The 17,908-nt window shown below is 62.3% G+C and carries 13 protein-coding genes, 1 tRNA gene and 2 riboswitches; of the genes, 8 read left to right on the plus strand and 6 right to left on the minus strand.

All coding sequences use genetic code 11. The features are described 5' to 3' along the window. Nucleotides 1–24: 24 nt before the first annotated feature. The 3 genes from NLM31_RS27890 (at nt 25) to NLM31_RS27900 (ending at nt 2,505) form a co-directional block, all read left to right on the plus strand. A tRNA-Leu gene (locus tag NLM31_RS27890) sits at nt 25–113 on the plus strand. Nucleotides 114–279: 166 nt separating this feature from the next. Then, a complete protein-coding gene (locus NLM31_RS27895; RefSeq protein ID WP_254194330.1) occupies nt 280–579 on the plus strand; it encodes a CU044_2847 family protein in 300 nt (99 codons plus the stop codon). Between the two features lie 3 nt (nt 580–582). Then, complete coding sequence (locus NLM31_RS27900; RefSeq protein WP_254194331.1) at nt 583–2,505, plus strand: serine protease; 1,923 nt, start codon at nt 583–585, stop codon at nt 2,503–2,505. Between the two features lie 93 nt (nt 2,506–2,598). On the opposite strand, the gene NLM31_RS27905 is transcribed toward NLM31_RS27900, so the two are convergent. The 3 genes from NLM31_RS27905 to NLM31_RS27915 form a co-directional block, all read right to left on the minus strand. Continuing rightward, a complete protein-coding gene (locus tag NLM31_RS27905; RefSeq protein ID WP_254194332.1) occupies nt 2,599–3,960 on the minus strand; it encodes a hypothetical protein in 1,362 nt (453 codons plus the stop codon). Beyond that, entirely contained in the window at nt 3,957–5,264 is a 1,308-nt protein-coding gene (locus tag NLM31_RS27910) for a hypothetical protein (protein ID WP_254194333.1), read from the minus strand. Before NLM31_RS27910 ends, NLM31_RS27905 begins: the two co-directional genes overlap by 4 nt. A 145-nt stretch (nt 5,265–5,409) precedes the next feature. Next, nucleotides 5,410–6,189, minus strand: a complete 780-nt coding sequence (locus tag NLM31_RS27915; RefSeq protein ID WP_254194334.1) for a crotonase/enoyl-CoA hydratase family protein — start codon at nt 6,187–6,189, stop codon at nt 5,410–5,412. Nucleotides 6,190–6,278: 89 nt separating this feature from the next. Here NLM31_RS27915 and NLM31_RS27920 point away from each other — a divergent pair, with 89 nt between their 5' ends. Then, a complete protein-coding gene (locus NLM31_RS27920) occupies nt 6,279–6,860 on the plus strand; it encodes a TetR/AcrR family transcriptional regulator (protein WP_254194335.1) in 582 nt (193 codons plus the stop codon). A 137-nt stretch (nt 6,861–6,997) separates the two neighbouring features. Next, entirely contained in the window at nt 6,998–8,248 is a 1,251-nt protein-coding gene (locus tag NLM31_RS27925; RefSeq protein WP_254132381.1) for a multidrug effflux MFS transporter, read from the plus strand. 205 nt (nt 8,249–8,453) lie between these two features. Here NLM31_RS27925 and NLM31_RS27930 read toward each other — a convergent pair whose 3' ends face one another. From NLM31_RS27930 to NLM31_RS27940, 3 genes are all read right to left on the minus strand, one after another. Beyond that, nucleotides 8,454–10,052 carry a glycosyltransferase family 39 protein gene (locus NLM31_RS27930; RefSeq protein WP_254196278.1) on the minus strand — a complete coding sequence of 533 codons (1,599 nt, stop codon included), beginning with the start codon at nt 10,050–10,052 and terminating at the stop codon, nt 8,454–8,456. Nucleotides 10,053–10,316: 264 nt separating this feature from the next. Beyond that, complete coding sequence (locus NLM31_RS27935) at nt 10,317–11,945, minus strand: ABC transporter substrate-binding protein (protein WP_254194336.1); 1,629 nt, start codon at nt 11,943–11,945, stop codon at nt 10,317–10,319. A gap of 104 nt (nt 11,946–12,049) precedes the next feature. Next, nucleotides 12,050–13,660: an ABC transporter substrate-binding protein gene (locus tag NLM31_RS27940; protein WP_254194337.1), complete on the minus strand. Its 1,611-nt coding sequence runs from the start codon at nt 13,658–13,660 to the stop codon at nt 12,050–12,052. Between the two features lie 268 nt (nt 13,661–13,928). Between NLM31_RS27940 and NLM31_RS27945 the strand changes: the two genes are divergently transcribed. From NLM31_RS27945 to NLM31_RS27955, 3 genes are all read left to right on the plus strand, one after another. Further along, a complete protein-coding gene (locus NLM31_RS27945) occupies nt 13,929–15,059 on the plus strand; it encodes a M20/M25/M40 family metallo-hydrolase (protein WP_254194338.1) in 1,131 nt (376 codons plus the stop codon). Nucleotides 15,060–15,154: 95 nt separating this feature from the next. Further along, nucleotides 15,155–15,259: riboswitch (glycine riboswitch) on the plus strand. Nucleotides 15,260–15,262: 3 nt separating this feature from the next. Then, a riboswitch (glycine riboswitch) is annotated at nt 15,263–15,388 on the plus strand. A gap of 67 nt (nt 15,389–15,455) precedes the next feature. Beyond that, nucleotides 15,456–16,769: a D-amino acid dehydrogenase gene (locus NLM31_RS27950; RefSeq protein WP_254194339.1), complete on the plus strand. Its 1,314-nt coding sequence runs from the start codon at nt 15,456–15,458 to the stop codon at nt 16,767–16,769. A 181-nt stretch (nt 16,770–16,950) separates the two neighbouring features. Beyond that, nucleotides 16,951–17,892 carry an ABC transporter permease gene (locus NLM31_RS27955; RefSeq protein WP_254132386.1) on the plus strand — a complete coding sequence of 314 codons (942 nt, stop codon included), beginning with the start codon at nt 16,951–16,953 and terminating at the stop codon, nt 17,890–17,892. The last annotated feature ends 16 nt before the right edge of the window (nt 17,893–17,908 follow it).

The following is a 17,908-nucleotide window of genomic DNA, read 5'->3' on the forward strand; positions in this document are numbered from 1 at the left end:
AAGTGTTTGATCTCGTTGGATCAAGCGGGCATGGCGGAATTGGTAGACGCAAGGGACTTAAAATCCCTCGGTGCGCAAGCGCTGTGCCGGTTCGACCCCGGCTGCCCGCACCATTTGACAACGTGACGAACGACCGGTCACTTCTTACGATTACATCAGCTGTGCCGCATTGAAAACTCGCCCCGTAGTTGATGCCCCCCTTCCGTCAATGTATTGCATGCTTCTATAAACAAGAAGCAGCCGTCCGAGTACGGACCTGAGCATAATCGGAGTATTTCAATGGAGACTACCCGGTTTCTACCTGTCACGTTGCCGAACGGAAACACCGTTCATGTCGAAGCTACAGTGCTCCCTTCCGAGTACGATGTAGCGGGACAGGACTTTGATTTTGGGGACATTTCGGCCCCTCTTGAGGGAATTGCAAAAGCTGTATCAAGCTCCTTAGACGTCATAAAGCCTAAGAAAGCATCCGTCGAATTTGGATTAGAAGTCGGCCTTGAATCTGGAAAACTTACGGCTCTACTCGTCAAAGGCACTGCGAAGGCGAACTTGAAGATCACGTTGAATTGGGAAAACTAATACGTGAGTTACGACTCCGGCATCTACAAACTGCTGCGTAGCTGCACCGTCAAGATCACCTCCAAGGACCTAAGGAAGTCTGGCAGCGGCTTTTTTGTCGCTCCAGGACTCGTCGCGACATGTGCGCATGTTGTCTCAAACGGGAATGTGCCCGCCAAAGAAGTCGTCGTACGTAGAGAAGGAAAGGAGTGGACCGCAAAGGTGCGGCTTTCCTCTATCAATCCTAAGGTGGACGTTGCGCTTCTAGAGATTGACCCTGACGGCGATAGCACGCCCGAATACGTCTGTTGGGGGGACGTTCCCGAGTCAGGAAACAGCTTCTACTCGTTTGGATTTCCTATCTTTGACTCGGCAGGAAGACAAATCCCAACCAGCGAAATACGGGGTGAATCGGTCACAGTTGAATATGAAGGCGTGCAACAAATCGAAGAGAGCAACGAAAATTTATACTTCCAAAAGTTCAAGGGAGGGCAGGTGATCGGGGGCTCAAGCGGTGCTCCCCTTCTCAATCAAAATACTTGGCACGTCTGCGGCATCATGAAGCGAACGCGGGACGGATCGAGCAACCTCGGAGGAACTGGAATACCTATTTCCTATTTGCTCGATTGTTTTCCTGAACTGAAAACGTATCAGCTCAAGGAATCTGCGTTATGGAGGCAAAGCCGGGAAAATCAAGTTCAAGCAAAGAAACGGGATCAACAGCATGACAGAGAGCGTGGCCGCCATCTCCGGAGTTGGGCCCGCACCACATACGTTTTTTTGCTATTTTCATTGATCGTCTACTGGAGCGTTATTGGCTTCCAAAGCTGGCATATTGCGACACTGGTCTATTCGGAGCCAGGCTCATTTCAAGACCAACCAATTTTTCGGATATTGAACTACGACCCTCAGAAACAACTTCAAAGCCGCTTATCTGATACACGGCTGTTCGCGAATTATTCTTACCGAGAATTCCAACAGATTGTTTCTTTTCGAGAAATCCCAATCTTTGTCATCAAGACGCCCTTCTACTATGAGCCCTACAATAAGGATAAATACGTCCTGCATTTCAACGAGGATTGGTATCTGAAGGCGGGCTTCAGCGGATATGGCGCGCAACTCCGGGTTCGCGAGGACACTGCAGAGTACTCGGATGAATTTGCGGTTCAGAATAAATGCCTTGAAGAGTACAAGCGCCGGCTGCGTGATGACAGAGAGCATAAATTTATTGAGGTAGTCGCACCACCATTCAGATCACTCGGCTTTCTGCTTCCGCAAGAGGCATGCTGGCTGTTTTTGGAAACGTTTGCGAGAGAAGCCAGCTTCTCCGAACTGCTCGACCGCGCCAAACGCGTACGCGAATGGAAGGAGACTGTTTTCCTCATTCCAGAGGGTGTCGGTTATCGCGCCGAACTGACCGGTGGGCGCACGGTCACTTCTAGTACCAATGATTATTTCCAACCAGATGATCTCTATGCTCTTTCCACGAACGATTGCTCCACCAGAGACAGTTGCGTTGCCTACGGTGATAGTGGAAGAATTCGCAGAACGATGCGTGATACGGGAGGTCCACGAAGGGCTGTTGGAATATATGATGATTTCTTTATGGACTCTCACGTCTCTACCAAAAATCCCATCAAAGATCTCTCGCTCTGGTTTTGGCTCAAGGTTTGGCCAGAGAGGGTCCCCGAAGAATTCACGATCTTTGACATCGAAATGCTCGAGCACCTGCGGAATTTTCCGATGCGTGTCGGAATCGTCGACGCCGGTTTATCGAAGCTTGAGTTCGCGAAGCGGGCTTGGACCACAATTGGCAGGTATGCGAGTGTTTCGAATTTTGGTTTAAACATCGACACGTTTGTTGTTTTTATTGGGGTGCTGATCGCGGCATGCATGGATTGCGCTATGCTGATCTTTACGAAGGTCAGAACTACGCTCGGGGCTTGATCGCGGATATCAACGGCAACCTCGTCGGACACTCGCCGCGCATCGCACTGCTTGGTACGGGCTCTTCGAGCAATCTGTTATTTGGCCTGGGACTTAAAATCCCTCGGCACCCGCGCGCCGTGCCGTCTCGCCCCCACCGGCCCGCACCGCCTGCGCTGACGAGGCCGACTGCGTCCACAGCATGATCCAGAAGCAGACGATCGCGACCGTGAGCAAGTCGAATCCGTCCACGAACGCAACGCCCGCGACCGCCACCGCGAAGGGGATGGCGATCGCCATTGTCAGCATCACCGCTATCATCATCGCGGGCAAATCGACGATGAGGATGGCGGCATAGAGCGCCGCCTCGAAGAAGGCATAGACCTTCAGTCTCGGCGCGCAGAGATAGAGCGCGTACATCGCGAGCACGGTGATGCGCATCGCGGCGTCGGGATGATCCATCAGCCAGTCGTCGAGCGCCCTCAGCGGCGGGATCTTCGTGCCCCTGCGCTGTGCCCTGACCATGCGCCACACGACGACGGCGAGCGGCGCGAGCAGAAGCGCGACCGCAATGAGCCCGTAGAGCGCGGCAACGACCGGCTTGCTGTCGGCGCGCGACACGCGGTCGGCAAGCGTCTGGGCGAAGAAGAGCAGCGACGGATTGTCCTCGCCTCCCGGCGAGTGCTGTTCGGGAATCTGGCCGAGGATCGCGTTCAACCAGCTTGAAGACAGCTCCGGATAGAACACCACCGACACCAGAATCGGCAGCGCGAACATGCCTGCCGCCACCGCGATCAGGACGAGTTTCCGATGTCTCGGTTGCGGCAGCAGATAGAGCGCGGCGAGGACCGGAACGAACACCAGCTTGAAAGAGGTGACGAGACCGAGCAGGGCCGCACCGGCGAGTTGCGGCACGAAGCTCGCGTCGCCGTGCCCTTCGGACTGCGCGGGACGCAGCAGCAGCGCAAGCGATGCAGCCGTCAGCAGGCCGCTCAGCATCGCGAAATTGCCGCTCGCCAAAACCCATTCGAAGCCGAGAAATCCACCAAGCGTGAACACGCCACGCAGCACGGCATCGCGCGGGCCCTCGCGCCTCCCGCCGAGACCGGGCAGCAGCAGGACGCAGATCAGCCCAAGAACGAGATAGATGGCCTTGTAGTGCGCGACCAGAAAGCCGCCGGCACAGAGCGGCCGAAAGGCATCGAGGGTGACTGGAAGATAGGGATAGGAAAGATCGGTGTCCTTCAGGTTTTTGACGAAATAGGGATCGCGTCCCTCGCGATGGGCGTCCACCGCCGCACAGTTGACCCGCACGTCCGAGCCGAAGGTGTTGTTGACGCTGAGATCGACGGCGACGGCGGTCGGAAGCAATACGGCCAAAATCAGCAGGAAGCGGCTCAGCCGGCCCCTCGGCGGCATCCCGGCCGCAAGCGGCCGCCCCTCACCCGCATCTGCGGACGAGGCAACGCTCGTCATGGACGCACGCCGTGTTGCTCGAGACGCGTCGGCTCGGCGCGAAAATCGAGCAACAGGATCCAGAAGCACATCAGCGCGACCGCGACCTGGACGAAGCCACCTTCGATCGTGATGCCCGTGATCGAGACCAGCGTCGGCACGGCAACGCCGATGGTCAGCACGGCTGCAAGGGCCGCGGCCGGAAGATCGACGATCAGGACGGCGGCGTAGACCGCGAGTTCGAAGAGCGCATATTCCTTCAGGCGTGGCGAGCAGAGATAGAGGCCGTACATCGCAAGCACCGTGATCCGCATCGCGGCCTGCGGATGATCGATCAGCCAGCGGTCGAGGCGCGCCGGCAACGATCCCTCATTGTTGCGGATCGCACGCAGCAGCGACCAGCCGAGCGGCGCGAGCACGAATGCGGTCGCCGCCAGCGCGTAAATGGCGAATACGAGCGGCTTGCTGTCGACAAGTCCGACATGGTCCACGATGGTCTGGGCCAGAAGCAGCAGCGACGGATTGGTTTCCTCGATCTGGACCGAATGCTGACCGGGGATCCCGCCCGTGATCGCGAGCAGCCAGCTCGAGAACAAGCCTGGATAGAAGACGATCGAAGCCAGGATCGGCAGCGCGAAGCCGAGGCCCGCCACAATCATCAGGACCAGTTTCCGCCGCCGCGACAGCGGCAGGAAATAGAGCGCGGCCAGGACCGGGCAGAACACCAGCTTGAACGACATCACGAGACCGAGCAGCGCCGCCCCTGCAATCCGAACAACGTCATTTCGATCGTCGGGCTTCGCGGGGCGAAGCAGAAGGGCAAGTGCCGCGGCTGTTAGTCCGCCGCCCAGGATCGCGAAATTGCCCGAGGCCAGCACCCATTCGAAGCCAACGAAGGCGCCGAGCACATAGAGGCTCCGCAGCGCCACATCACGCAGACTGCGCGTCCGGCCGATCCCGGGCAGCACCAGGCCGCAGAGCACGGCGATGACGAGAAAGACGCCGCGGTGATGCCCGACGAGAAAGCCGCCCGCGCACAGCGGACGAAAGGCGTCCAGCGTCACCGGCAGATAGGGATAAGAGAGCTTGGTGCCCTTCAGATTTTTCACGTAGTACGGATCGAGCCCGTCGACATGCGCATCGACGGCCGCGCAGTTGACGCGGACGTCCCAGCCGTAATTCACATCGAGCGCGCTATCGTTGGCGAGATTGCCGATCACCAACACCGCCACCAGCGCGATCAGGCAGGCAAGCCAGGCGTTGCGCTTGCCGGCCATGTCGGCCGACGGTCCCGACCATCGTGCAGTTCCGGTGATGTCGGACACGTCTGATACCCTGCCTGTTGCCTGAGTTCCCTCGGCGCCTGACCCGGCGCCCGGTCTGGCCACATTGGACAGGATGCGTTGCGGATTCATCTCTCCGATGGGTTGTCCCCGCGGTTATGGTGAATCCCTGGTTTCCAACCATCGCCTATCGCGACGCGCGGGCGGCCAGCCACGCATCGAGCGCCTCGCGCGTGTTCTGCGTCGCTGCCATCCGTGCGAACTGCTCGCTTTCGATGGCGAGGCCCTCCGCGATCGAGACGTTGAGGCCGCGGGTGGCAGCGGTGATGACCCGGGCCACCGCGAGAGGCGAATGCCGCGTGATGCGGCCGGCCAGCGTGAGAGCGGCGTCCAGGAGCTGCTCGTGCGGGACGACGCGATTGACCAATCCAATCTCGAGCGCGCGTTGCGGCGAAAAGGAATCGCCGGTCAGAAGATATTCCAGCGCCCGCTTCCGGCCCGCGAGCCGCGGCAGGCGCTGCGTGCCGCCGAAGGTCGGCGTGATGCCGATCGCGATCTCCGGCTTTGCAAATGTGGCGCGCTCGCTGGCGATTGCGAGATGCACGGCTTCGGTGATCTCGCAACCGCCGCCGAAGGCGATGCCGTTGACGGCGGCGATGACCGGTTTCGGAAACGCTTCCATGCGCGCCGTCATCGCCTGCCCGCGCCGCACGAAGGCTTTTGCCGCGGCATCGGGACCGGCCTTCACGCTCTCGGAGAACTCGGCGATGTCGGCGCCCGCGGAGAAGGCGCGATCTCCGGCGCCGGTCAGCACGACCGCGCGAATGTCTTCGTCGTCCTCAATGCGGTCGAGCATCGTCATCAGTTGATCGATCAGCGCGTAGCTCAGCGCGTTGAGCTTGTTCGGGCGGTTGAACGTCAGCAATGCGACGGCGCCGCGTGTTTCCGAGAGTACGAGATCAGGCAAGTGCAGGCTCCTTCCAGGCGCGAACAGGCGCGGAAGTCAGCCACAGCGGTTCTGTTGTGTATACTCACTAGGCGGTATACATTGCGCCGATGACGCCAAGGGGTGACAGCACACGCGAGCAGATCGTCGTCGCGGCGACGCGCCTGTTCTATGGCGAGGGCATCAGGGCGGTCAGCATGGATGCCGTCGCCGAGAAGGCGGGCGTCACCAAGAAGACGCTCTATTATCACTTCACCAGCAAGGACGAGCTCGTCGCCGAAACCATCGCAGCCCGGGACCAGCCGACGCTCGAGCTCTACATGCGCTGGTTCGCCGAGACCGACGGAACGGTAGCGGACAAGGTCCGCGGTCTCTTCACCAGGCTCGGCAAATCGGTGGATACGCCGAAGTGGCGCGGCTGCGGCTTCCTGCGCACCATCGCCGAGCTCGCCAACACGCCCGCACACCCCGCGGTCAAGGCCGGCGCGGCCCACAAGAAGCGTTTTGAGGCGTGGCTGGAGACGGAGCTACGTGACCACGGCATTCACGGCGCGGCGGGGCTTGCGCGGCAGATCGTGATCCTACTCGACGGCGCCACGACCGTGATGCTGATCCATCGCGATCTCGATTATGTCGACACGGCCGGCCGACTGGCGCTCGATCTGGTCGAACAGGCACGTCGCGCGGGCTGATCCCGGGCTGCCTGAGCCAGCGACGTCTTCACCATTTGTTGTCCGTCCCCGGCCCCGCCGGACAGCCATCCCAAAACATGGGTTGTGCGATGCAGCATGTACCTTAGATATGGCCTTTGAAATCAGGGGTGAGCTGCTTGTCCGACGTCAATGCCGACGACTGGGTGTCCTCCGGGCACCGTCCGATGGGATTTCCCGAATTCGTTGTCGTGATTGCGTCCATCATGGCGCTTAATCCGCTGGCGATGGACATGATGCTGCCGGCGCTGCCCAATATCGGGGCGGCCTTCGGCATTCCCAACGCCAATCATCTCCAGCTCGTGCTGTCGACCTTCCTGATCGGCTTCGGTGCCGGTCAGTTCGTCATGGGTCCATTGTCCGATCGGTTCGGGCGCCGGCCGGTGCTGCTCGGCGGCATGGCGGTCTATGCAGTGGCGAGCGTGCTGGCGGTCGCGGCGCCCTCGTTCGAGACGCTGCTGCTCGCCCGCGCGCTGCAAGGCCTCGGCACCTCGGCGACGCGCGTGATCGCGACCTCGATCGTGCGCGACTGCTATGCCGGCCGCCGCATGGCGAGCGTGATGTCGCTGGCCATGATGATCTTCATCGCCGTCCCCGTGATCGCGCCCTCGTTCGGACAGGCCGTGCTGCTGGTCACGCAATGGCGCGGCATCTTCGTCGTGCTGATGCTCTACGGCATCATCGCGCTGGCGTGGAGCGTGTGGCGGCTTCCGGAGACGCTGCCCGAGACGGAACGCAGGTCGCTCGCGCCCGCCGATGTGCTGTCGGCCTTCCGCCAGACCGTCACCAACCGCCAGACCATCGGCTATGCGTCGGCCGCCGGCGCCGTCATGGGCGCGCTGTTCGCCTTCGTGTTCTCGGCCCAGCAGGTGTTCACCGGCATCTATCACCTCGGCCATTATTTCCCGCTCGCCTTCGCGGCGATCGCGGCCGGCACAGCGGTCGCCGGCTTCCTCAACGCAAAACTGGTCGGGCGGCTCGGCATGCGCGTGATCTCGCACGGCGCGCTGACGCTCTACACCGTGGTCGCCGGCGTGATGCTGCTGACCGAGATCCTCGGCGTGCTGCCGCTTCCGCTGTTCATGGTGCTGTCGGCGCTGATGATGTTCTCGTTCGGCATGATGGTCGCCAATTTCACCGCGCTTGCGATGGAGCCGCAGGGCCACATCGCCGGCACGGCCTCCTCGCTCTACGGCTCGATCACGACGCTGATCGGCATCGTGGTCGGAACAGCGATCGGCCAGAGTTTCGACGGCACGCTGCTGCCGTTCTCGATCGGATTCTTCCTGTCGACGCTTGCGGCGCTGGCGATCGTTCTGGTGGTGGAGAAGGGGCGGCTGTTCAAGCCGCATCATCGCCCGATCGTGTGAGGAACTTCGCAGGCGCCTCGATGTTGTCCTGCAGCATTTTCGAGAGGTCGCCTCATGGAACCGAAACGCAACGAAACCGATCACGCGTCGGAACCGACTGAGGCGCAGCGAAAGGCTGTTGGCGCCAAGCAGCCCGCCTTCACACCTCCCTTCGCAAGCGAAGGCCTTGAACGGGTGCGCGACAGCCACTGCTGAGAGATGCGCCCTATTCCGGGCTGCGCCTGCTGGCGCCGAACTCCAGCTCTGCGCTTTCGGGCGATGCGCCGCTGTTCGCACGCGGGGGCACCATCAGCACGATGACGTCCCGGCTCAGGCCCGGCCGGCCCCATAGCGAGGCCTGCACGGTGAACTCCCGCCGGACAAAACTCCCGGCGCGCGAAGACACAAATTCCATCCAGCGGCCGCAATAATCCTGGCCACGGAAGCAGAGCGCGGCCCAGCCACGATCGAGCGTCGTCTTTCGCGGCAAGCCCCAGTCGTACTGGTGCTCGAACGGCCGCGCATAATGCGGATGATCGGGGCTGTAGAAGGCCGTGGCGAAGGCGAGCGAATCGTCGCCGCTGACGGCGCCGAGCGGCTCGCCGGTCAGCTCGCGCCATTGCCGGGTGAGCTCGCCAGCCGCTTGCGCGTAAAGGTTCCGTCCCTCTTCATAACCGCGGCTGTTGCGATAGACGGCATGGATTGGTGCGGCGACCAGCACGGCGACAAGCGCAACGCCGGCGACAATGACCGTGACATTGACGGTGTAGAAGCGTTCGAGCGGGTAACGGGCACCACAGACGATCAGCACGACGAACAGGAACAATCCCTGCAGGGCCCATAGCGACGGCAAATCCGTCCCCATCGCGAGCGCCGTGAGCACCGGCAGAGCGACGGTACCGATGGCCACGTAGAAGAGAAGCCGGAGGCTCAGGCTCATCGCGACGAAGTCGGCCGGGAACTGCTTGAGGCGCGTGCCCGCGATGAGCACCCAGAGCACGGCCGCGACGCTGATGGCCGCGACCAATCCCAGCAGGAAATTCGTCACGTCGTCGAGCGAGCTGACGGCATTGCCGTTGGCATGGTTCAGCGCGTAGGTGAAGGTCGATGCCCCCGTGGTCGCGAGCCAGTGGATGTGCGGCGACAACACCGCGAGCCCCGTGACGACCGAGATCCACGGCGACGCGGAGGTGAAATAGGCGCGCCGCGCCGGATGCGCCAGCGCGGCGAGTGCAAAGCTCGCGAGCAGGAAGATCGAGTAATATTTCCCGACCATGGCGAGCGCCGCGGTGCATCCAAGCGCGACCGCCCAGACGGCGGACCTGGTCTCGAACGCGCGCAGAAAGCACCATGTGGCGAGCGGCCAGGTCGCGAGCAGCACGGCGTTGGCGTTGAAGCGCTGGGCGTGGAATTGATAGGCCGGCGTCAGCATCAGCAGCAGCAGCACCAGGATGCGCTTGTGCCCGGTCACGAATTGCCGCGCGACGCAATCGACGAAGACCAGCGCGAGGCCCGCGTTCACCATCGCCATCAGTTGCAGCGACCAGTCGCTGACCGGGAAGACGGCGGTCCAGCTGGCTGCGATCCAGCCCATCAGCGGCGGATGCTTGTGATAGCCGAAGGCGAAGTGCCGCCCCAGCGTCCAGGCTTCGAGCGTATCGGGATGCAGGCCGCCGCCGGCATAGGCGATGGCGAGATACAGCGTCCAGACCGCAACGAAGCACGCAATGAGAAGCGGCACGGCCCAGCCGGCCTCCACGCCGTCGAGCCAGCGCAGCAGCGGCCGCCGCCAGCGCGCCGGCGCGCGATCCGACCGTTCGGCCATCGCCTGGAGTGCAAAATCGATCGGCACGGGAATCAGATCAACAGATTCAAAACGATGGAAGGGAAAGTGATACTCGAAGACGAGCCATCTATTTCAGTTTGGAAACAAATAGCAATCATTGGAGTCTGGAAGACTTAAAAGCTCCCCGGCTTTCACCTCCACGGGGACCGCCAGGAGACACCGGCGCCGCTGATCACGGGTGGCGTCGCGTGCTGATCGGCACCAAAGGTGCAGGAAGCACCCTTGCCCGGGTTCCGGCGTGCCTCACTCGGACTTGTCGATGTTCCAGAACACCGGGGTCGCCGGGCCGTCGATGACGCCGCTCAGCGACTTGCGCCATGCGCTCGGCGACTGATACTGGCCGAGCGGTATGTACAGCACCTGGTCGTAGGCTTCCTGCTGGATCTCGGCCGCAATCTTCTTCTGCTCGTCAAGCGAGGCGGCGCGGACGAAGGCGTCCTTCAACTGTTCCACCTTGGCGTCCTCCGGCCAGCCGAACCAGCCGCCCTTCGTGCCCTGCCCACCGACGGCGATGTTGGAAATCGGGTTCGAGGCGTCGGCGCTGACAAAGTTTGTGACGAACATGTTCCAGCCGCCCTCCTTCGGAGGCTTCTGGCTGGCGCGCCGGCTTACCACCGTCTGCCAATCGGTGGCCTGCAAATCAACCTTGAAGCCGGCTTCGCGTAGGTGCTGGGCCATTACGATCGGTTGAGCCTTCAGCGTCACGACGTCGCCCGGCGCCATGAGCACGACCGGTGTGCCGTCGTAGCCCGACTCGGCCAGCGCCTTTCTGGCCGCAGCCATGTCGCCGCCCTTCGCAAGGACCTCACCGCCAATCTCCGTCGCGAACGGCGTGTCGCAGATGAAGGCCGCAGCGCACGTCTTGTAGTATTTGGGATTGCCGATCAGAGCATCGAGCACGTCCTTCTGGTTGACCGCCAGGAATGCCGCGCGACGAACCTTGACGTTGTCGAATGGCGGATGGAGGAAATTCATCCGCGCACCAGTCTGGAATCCGAACTTGTTCAGGATATCAACCTTGAGGTCCTTGTCGGCCTCAATGGTGGGCAACATTTCGATGGCAGGCACTTCCATGAAATCGATGTCGCCCGACTGCAGCGCGTTCAACGCTGTCTGCGCGTCCGGCATGGTGATCCATTCGACGCGGTCGACCTTCACCACCTTGCCGCCGGCCGTCCAGCTCGGCGGCTCCTTGCGTGGTACGTAATCAGTGTTCTTGACATAGACCGACTTCACGCCCGGCTGGAATTCAGTCGGAACGAATTTGAAGGGGCCGGAGCCTATCTGCTCGGGAATCTGCTTGTCCACCGGGGTATCGGCCAGACGCTTCGGCATCATGAAAGCGACGCGCGAGGACGGCTTGCCGATCGCGTCCAGCACCAGCGCATACGGCTCCTTCAGCTTCAGCGTGATCGTCTTGAGGTCAGTCGCCTCGATACTCGCAGTGAACAGCATCATCTGCTGCCCCATGCTGTCGACGGCGGCCCAGCGCTTCAGCGAGGCGACGCAGTCTTCCGCCGTCACCGGCGTACCGTCATGCCACTTCAGGCCATCGCGCAGCGTAAAGGTGTAGGTCAGCTTGTCGTCGGAGATTGTCCAGTCCGCCATCTGCGGCTGGATCTTGAAGTTGGAATCCGTCGCGATCAGCGTGTCGTAGACCATGTAGCCATGGTCACGTGCGATATAGGCGCTGGTGAAAATCGGATCGAGGATGCGCAGATCCGAATGCATCACCGCGGTGATGGTCTTGCCTGCGGCAAGAACCGGCGTGGCCAGAGCCGAAAGCGCCAAGACTGAAAGCGCGGAGACTGAGAGCGCCGAGACCGAAAGCGCAACTCCGGAGGCGAACGCACGACGCAAATGTCGGAACATTGAAGCTCTCCTGGAAAGCGGCGCCGCTGACGACAGCGGCGCCGCTTGATGATCGGGACCAAAGGCGCCAGACGCGCCTTGGTTTGACTCGGTTTGACTTGGCCTTACTCGGACTTGTCGATGTTCCAGAAGATCGGCGTCGCCGGGCCGTCGAGCACGCCGGACAGCGACTTCCGCCATGCGCTCGGCGCCAGGTACTGACCAAGCGGGATGTAGATCACCTGGTCATAGGCTTCCTTCTGGATCTCGGTCGCGATCTTCTTCTGATCGTCGAGCGAGGCCGCGCGGACGAAGTCGTCCTTCAGCTTCTCGATCTTGGCGTCTTCCGCCCAGCCGAACCAGCCGCCCTTCTTGCCCTGGCCGCCGATCGAGAGATTGGAGATCGGGTTGGACACGTCGGCGCTGACCCAGTTGGTGAAGAACATGTTCCAGCCGCCCTCCTTCGGGGGCTTCTGGCTGGCTCTGCGGCTCACAACGGTCTGCCAGTCGGTCGCCTGCGCATCGACCTTGAAGCCGGCTTCGCGCAGCAGCTGCACCGCGACGGTCGGCTGCGCCTTCAGCGTGACGACATCGCCGGGAACCATGACCACGACGGGCGTGCCGTCATAGCCGGACTCGGCGAGCGCCTTCTTGGCTTCCGCCATGCCGTTGCCCTTGACCAACGTCTCGGAACCGACGTCGGTCGCGAATGGCGTATCGCAGATGAAGAAGGCGCCGCAGATCTTGTAGTATTTCGGGTTGCCGACCAGCGCGTCGAGCACGTCCTTCTGGTTCATCGCCAGGAAGGCGGCGCGGCGGATCTTCGGATTGTCGAAGGGCGGATAGAGGAAGTTCATGCGACCGAGCGTCTGGTAACCGAACTTGTTCAGCGTCTCGACCTTGAGGTCGGAATTGCCTTCAAGCACGGGGAGCAGATCCCACGGCGGCACTTCCATGAAGTCGATGTCGCCCGACTGCAGCGCGTTCACCGCGGTCTGCGAGTCCGGCATGGTGATCCACTCGACGCGATCGACCTTCACCACCTTGCCGCCGGCGGTCCAGCTCGCCGGCTCCTTGCGCGGCACGTAGTCGGTGTTCTTGACGTAGACCGCCTTCACGCCGGGCTGGAATTCGCCCTGCACGAACTTGAAGGGGCCGGAGCCGATCTGCTCGGGGATCTGCTTGTCCGGCGGCGTCTCGGCGAGGCGCTTCGGCATCATGAAGGGCACGCGCGAGGACGGCTTGCCGATCGAATCCAGCACCAGGCCGTAGGGTTCCTTCAGCTTCAGCGTGATGGTCTTTGGATCGGTCGCCTCGATGCTGGCCGTGAAGGTCATCATCTGCTGGCCCATGCCGTCGACGGCGGCCCAGCGCTTCAGCGAGGCGACGCAATCCTCGGCGGTGACCGGCGTGCCGTCATGCCACTTCAGGCCGTCGCGCAGCGTGAAGGTGTAGGTGAGCTTGTCGTCGGAGATCTTCCAATCCGCCATCTGCGGCTGGATCTTGAAGTTCGCATCCGTCGTGATCAGCGTGTCGTAGACCATGTAGCCATGGTCACGCGTGATGTAGGCGGTGGTGAAGATCGGATCGATGATGCGCAGATCCGAATGCATCACCGCGGTGATGGTCTTGCCGGCCGCAAATACCGGCGATGCCATCGCCGTCGAGAGCGCGACGACCGACAGCGCGAGTGTGGAGGCGAACGCGCGTCGCCCCCGGCGCATCAAGCTCAACATAGAAAGTTTCTCCTGACGTGAAACTGTTCAAAGGCGGGTTATTGGTTGAGCATTCGGTTCGTTCCCTAGGCGAACTAACCTCATGCAATGCCTTTATCTTTCGAGACTTGCAGACAGTCTTGAGCGCGTCAATCCGGTTTCGGTGCAAGCCCTTGCGGCGCATGCACGGGCTCCACAAAGATCGGTTTGGCTCTACAACTCTCCCCGCTTGTCCTGCCCGCGCTGATGCAATGCGCATTCCATCTTTCGAAGCTTGAGAGACATTAAGATGAATCCAGCCAATCTTCCCTTCGATTCCGAGGCGATGCTCGAGGGCCTGCGCACCTGGGTGGAATGCGAAAGCCCGACCTGGGATGCGGGCGCGGTCAACCGCATGCTCGATATCGCAGCGCGGGATATGGCGATCATGGGTGCGACCATCGAGCGCATCGCCGGCCGTCAGGGCTTCGGCGGCGTCGTTCGCGCGCGCTTCCCGCATCCCAGGCAAGGCGAACCCGGCATCCTGATCGCCGGGCACATGGATACCGTCCACCCGGTCGGCACCATCGAGAAGCTGAAATGGCGGCGCGAGGGCAACAAGTGCTACGGCCCCGGCATCTACGACATGAAGGGCGGCAACTATCTGTCGCTGGAAGCGATCCGGCAGCTGGCGCGCGCGTCCTTCACCACGCCGCTTCCGATCACCATCCTGTTCACGCCGGACGAGGAAGTCGGCACGCCCTCCACGCGCGACATCATCGAGGCGGAAGCCGCGCGCAACAAATATGTGCTGGTGCCCGAGCCCGGCCGCGCCGACAACGGCGTCACCACCGGACGGTACGCGATCGCGCGCTTCAATCTGGAAGCGACGGGGCGGCCGAGCCACGCCGGCGCGACCTTGTCGGCGGGACGCTCGGCGATCCGCGAGATGGCACGGCAGATTCTCGCGATCGACGCGATGACGACGGAGGACTGCACCTTCTCGGTCGGCGTCGTGCATGGCGGGCAATGGGTCAATTGCGTTGCCACGACCGCCACCGGCGAAGCGCTGTCCATGGCCAAGCGCCAGGCCGATCTCGACCGCGGCGTCGAGCGGATGCTTGCGCTCTCGGGCACGGCGAATGATGTCTCCTTCAAGGTGACACGTGGCGTGACGCGGCCGGTGTGGGAGCCCGATGCCGGTACCATGGCGCTGTATGAAAAGGCGCGCGGCATCGCCAAATCTCTTGGCGCGGAATTACCGCATGCGAGCTCCGGCGGCGGCTCCGACGGCAACTTCACGGGCGCGATGGGCATCCCGACGCTCGACGGCCTCGGCGTGCGCGGCGGCAATGGCCACACGCTCGAAGAGTTCATCGAGGTCGATAGCCTGGTTGAACGCGGCCGCCTGATGGCGGGACTGCTGGCGACGCTCGACTAAAGTGAATCAACTTCGCACTGCACAATGCGTTGGCAGTCGCGGATGAAATTTGGCCTTGTCTAAAAATGAGGCGCATCGTACTGCTCGATGGTCCACGCGACGATGCGGGAGAGATCGCAATGAAGGCATCCAGCTTTCATTGCGGCGCCGACGGAGCAACCGCCCCGGAAACTCTCAGGCAAAAGGACTGTATCGTCAGGACGATCTGGAGAGAGACGGCACGATCGACGTCGTGACGTCCACCGAAGGGGATAGTCTGCGCAGGTCTCGTGAGGTTCTGCCTCGTCGAGGTCCGCGCCGGATCAAGCTCTCAGGTAACCGTGACAGATGGGGCGCCGCCAACGGCTTTCGGGCCGGCGGTTAGCCTATCCTAACTCACGGGAGCCCCTGCTCAACATGACACATATCGCCATCATCGGCGCCGGCATCACCGGCGTGACGACCGCCTATGCCCTGCTCGAACGCGGCTTTGAGGTCACGGTGCTCGACAAGCATCGCTACGCCGCGATGGAGACCTCGTTTGCGAACGGCGGACAGCTCTCCGCCAGCAATGCCGAGGTGTGGAACAGCACCGCGACGATCCTCAAAGGCCTGCGCTGGATGTTCCGGCGCGATGCGCCGCTCTTGATGAACCCGCGGCCGAACTGGCACAAATATTCGTGGATGAGCGAGTTCGTCGCCAATATCGGCAACTACCGCGCCAATACGATTCTGACGACGCGGCTCGCGATCGAAGCCCGCAAGCACCTGTTCGAGATCGCGACGCGCGAAGGCATCGACTTCGATCTCGAACGCCGCGGCATCCTCCACATCTATCACGACAAGAAGGGTTTTGAATCCGGCCTGCGCGTCAATGCGCTGCTGCAGGAAGGCGGACTCGATCGCCACCCGGTGACGCCGGAAGAAATCCGCACGATCGAGCCGACGCTGCGCAAGGATTATTACGGCGGCTTCTACACGCCGTCGGATGCTACCGGCGACATCCACAAGTTCACGCGCGGGCTGGCAGAGGCCTGCAAGCGGCGCGGCGCAACCTTCATCCATGAGGCCAATATCGATTCCATCGCGCAAGCTCGCGGCGCCTTCGTCATCGGCTGGGCCGATCTCAGCGCAAGCGACGCGGTCGCCTCCGCGCGCGGCATGCTGAAGGTCGATGGCGTCGTGGTCTGCGCCGGCGTTGCCAGCCGTCATTTCGCGGCGATGCTCGACGAGCGCGTCAATGTCTATCCGGTGAAGGGTTATTCGATCACCGTCCAGCTCGACACCGCCGAGAGCCGCAACGCGACGCCGACCGTCAGCCTGCTCGACGAGGCCGCCAAGATCGTCACCAGCCGGCTCGGCGCCGATCGTTTTCGTGTGGCCGGCACGGCCGAGTTCAACGACTTCAACCGCGACATCCGCGCCGATCGCGTGCAGCCGCTGGTCGACTGGGTGCGCAGCAATTTTCCGGCGGTCGAGACGTCTCGCATCATTCCGTGGGCCGGGCTCAGGCCGATGATGCCGAACATGATGCCGGTGGTGCGAGCGGGCCGGATGCCCGGCGTGTTCTTCAACACCGGCCACGGCCATCTCGGCTGGACCTTGTCGGCCGCGACCGCGCAGATGATCGCTGGAACCATCGACGGCTGGCGCGGGCTCAACGCACCGCCAACCGTGCCCTCATTTCGGGGCGAACTTGGGGTTGAGCGCGAGATGCGTCGTGCATCCTGAGTGGTCGCAAATCGATGCGGGGCGGCCCCTTGCGACCGCCCTGCCCTTGGCACACAATTTGCCCCACGAGGACGGCTCTCCGGCCGGGTCTTCCAGCCCGAGAGAGAGGCGCGCATGATAGACACGACCGAATCCACGGGCGCCTCTCGGCCCCCCACAATCTGCAGCCGGAGATAGGTGCATGCTAGGTTATCTCATTCGCCGCGTTCTGGCTGCGGTGCCCGTGATGGGCGTCGTGGCGCTGTTCGTGTTCCTGCTGCTGCGGCTGACGCCCGGCGACCCCGCCGCGATCCTCGCCGGCGACAATGCGACACCGGAACGGCTGGAACGCATCCGCACCTCGCTCGGCCTCAATGAACCCCTCATCGTGCAGTTCGTCACCTGGGTCGGCAAGCTGCTGCACGGCGATCTCGGAACCTCCCTGATCTCCAACCTGCCGGTCATGAAGATGATCGGCCAGCGCGTCGAGCCGTCGATCTCGATCGCGCTGTCGACCATCATCCTCGCCGTCATCGTTGCGGTGCCGCTCGGCGTCATCGCGGCCTGGAAGCACGGCACCTGGATCGACCGTTTCGTGATGGGCCTGTCCGTGCTCGGCTTCTCGGTGCCGGTGTTCGTGGTCGGCTATGTCCTGATCGAGGTCTTTGCGATCGACCTGCGCTGGGTGCCGGTGCAGGGCTTCAAGAGCATCTCTGCCGGCTTCGGCGCGTTCTTCGAGCGCATCATCCTGCCGACCTGCGCGCTCTCCTTCATCTACATCGCGCTGATCGCGCGCATGACGCGCGCCGCAATGCTCGATGTGCTCGGCGAGGATTACGTGCGAACGGCGCGCGCCAAGGGCATCAACGAGGTCGCGGTGATGATGCGGCACGCGCTGCGGAACGCCGCCGTGCCCGTGATCACCGTGATCGGCACCGGCTTCGCGCTCCTGATCTCCGGCGTCGTCGTCACCGAGAGCGTGTTCAACATCCCTGGCATCGGCCGCCTCACCGTGGATGCGGTGCTGGCGCGCGACTATCCGGTGATCCAGGCGATGATCCTGCTGACGTCGCTGATCTACGTCGTCGTCAACCTCCTGATCGACGTCGCCTACACGCTGCTCGATCCCCGGATCCGGTACTGAGGCAAGGACAACAACA

This window comes from Bradyrhizobium sp. CCGUVB4N (assembly GCF_024199945.1).
Taxonomy (GTDB): domain Bacteria; phylum Pseudomonadota; class Alphaproteobacteria; order Rhizobiales; family Xanthobacteraceae; genus Bradyrhizobium.

What these genes read in the sequence shown, in the direction of transcription:
- NLM31_RS27895 (WP_254194330.1), top strand. Translation starts at nt 280, where the DNA reads ATGGAGACTACCCGGTTTCTACCTGTCACGTTGCCGAACGGAAACACC.
- NLM31_RS27905 (WP_254194332.1), bottom strand. Translation starts at nt 3,960, where the DNA reads ATGACGAGCGTTGCCTCGTCCGCAGATGCGGGTGAGGGGCGGCCGCTT.
- NLM31_RS27920 (WP_254194335.1), top strand. Translation starts at nt 6,279, where the DNA reads ATGACGCCAAGGGGTGACAGCACACGCGAGCAGATCGTCGTCGCGGCG.
- NLM31_RS27930 (WP_254196278.1), bottom strand. Translation starts at nt 10,052, where the DNA reads ATGGCCGAACGGTCGGATCGCGCGCCGGCGCGCTGGCGGCGGCCGCTG.
- NLM31_RS27935 (WP_254194336.1), bottom strand. Translation starts at nt 11,945, where the DNA reads ATGTTCCGACATTTGCGTCGTGCGTTCGCCTCCGGAGTTGCGCTTTCG.
- NLM31_RS27940 (WP_254194337.1), bottom strand. Translation starts at nt 13,660, where the DNA reads ATGTTGAGCTTGATGCGCCGGGGGCGACGCGCGTTCGCCTCCACACTC.
- NLM31_RS27945 (WP_254194338.1), top strand. Translation starts at nt 13,929, where the DNA reads ATGAATCCAGCCAATCTTCCCTTCGATTCCGAGGCGATGCTCGAGGGC.
- NLM31_RS27950 (WP_254194339.1), top strand. Translation starts at nt 15,456, where the DNA reads ATGACACATATCGCCATCATCGGCGCCGGCATCACCGGCGTGACGACC.
- NLM31_RS27955 (WP_254132386.1), top strand. Translation starts at nt 16,951, where the DNA reads ATGCTAGGTTATCTCATTCGCCGCGTTCTGGCTGCGGTGCCCGTGATG.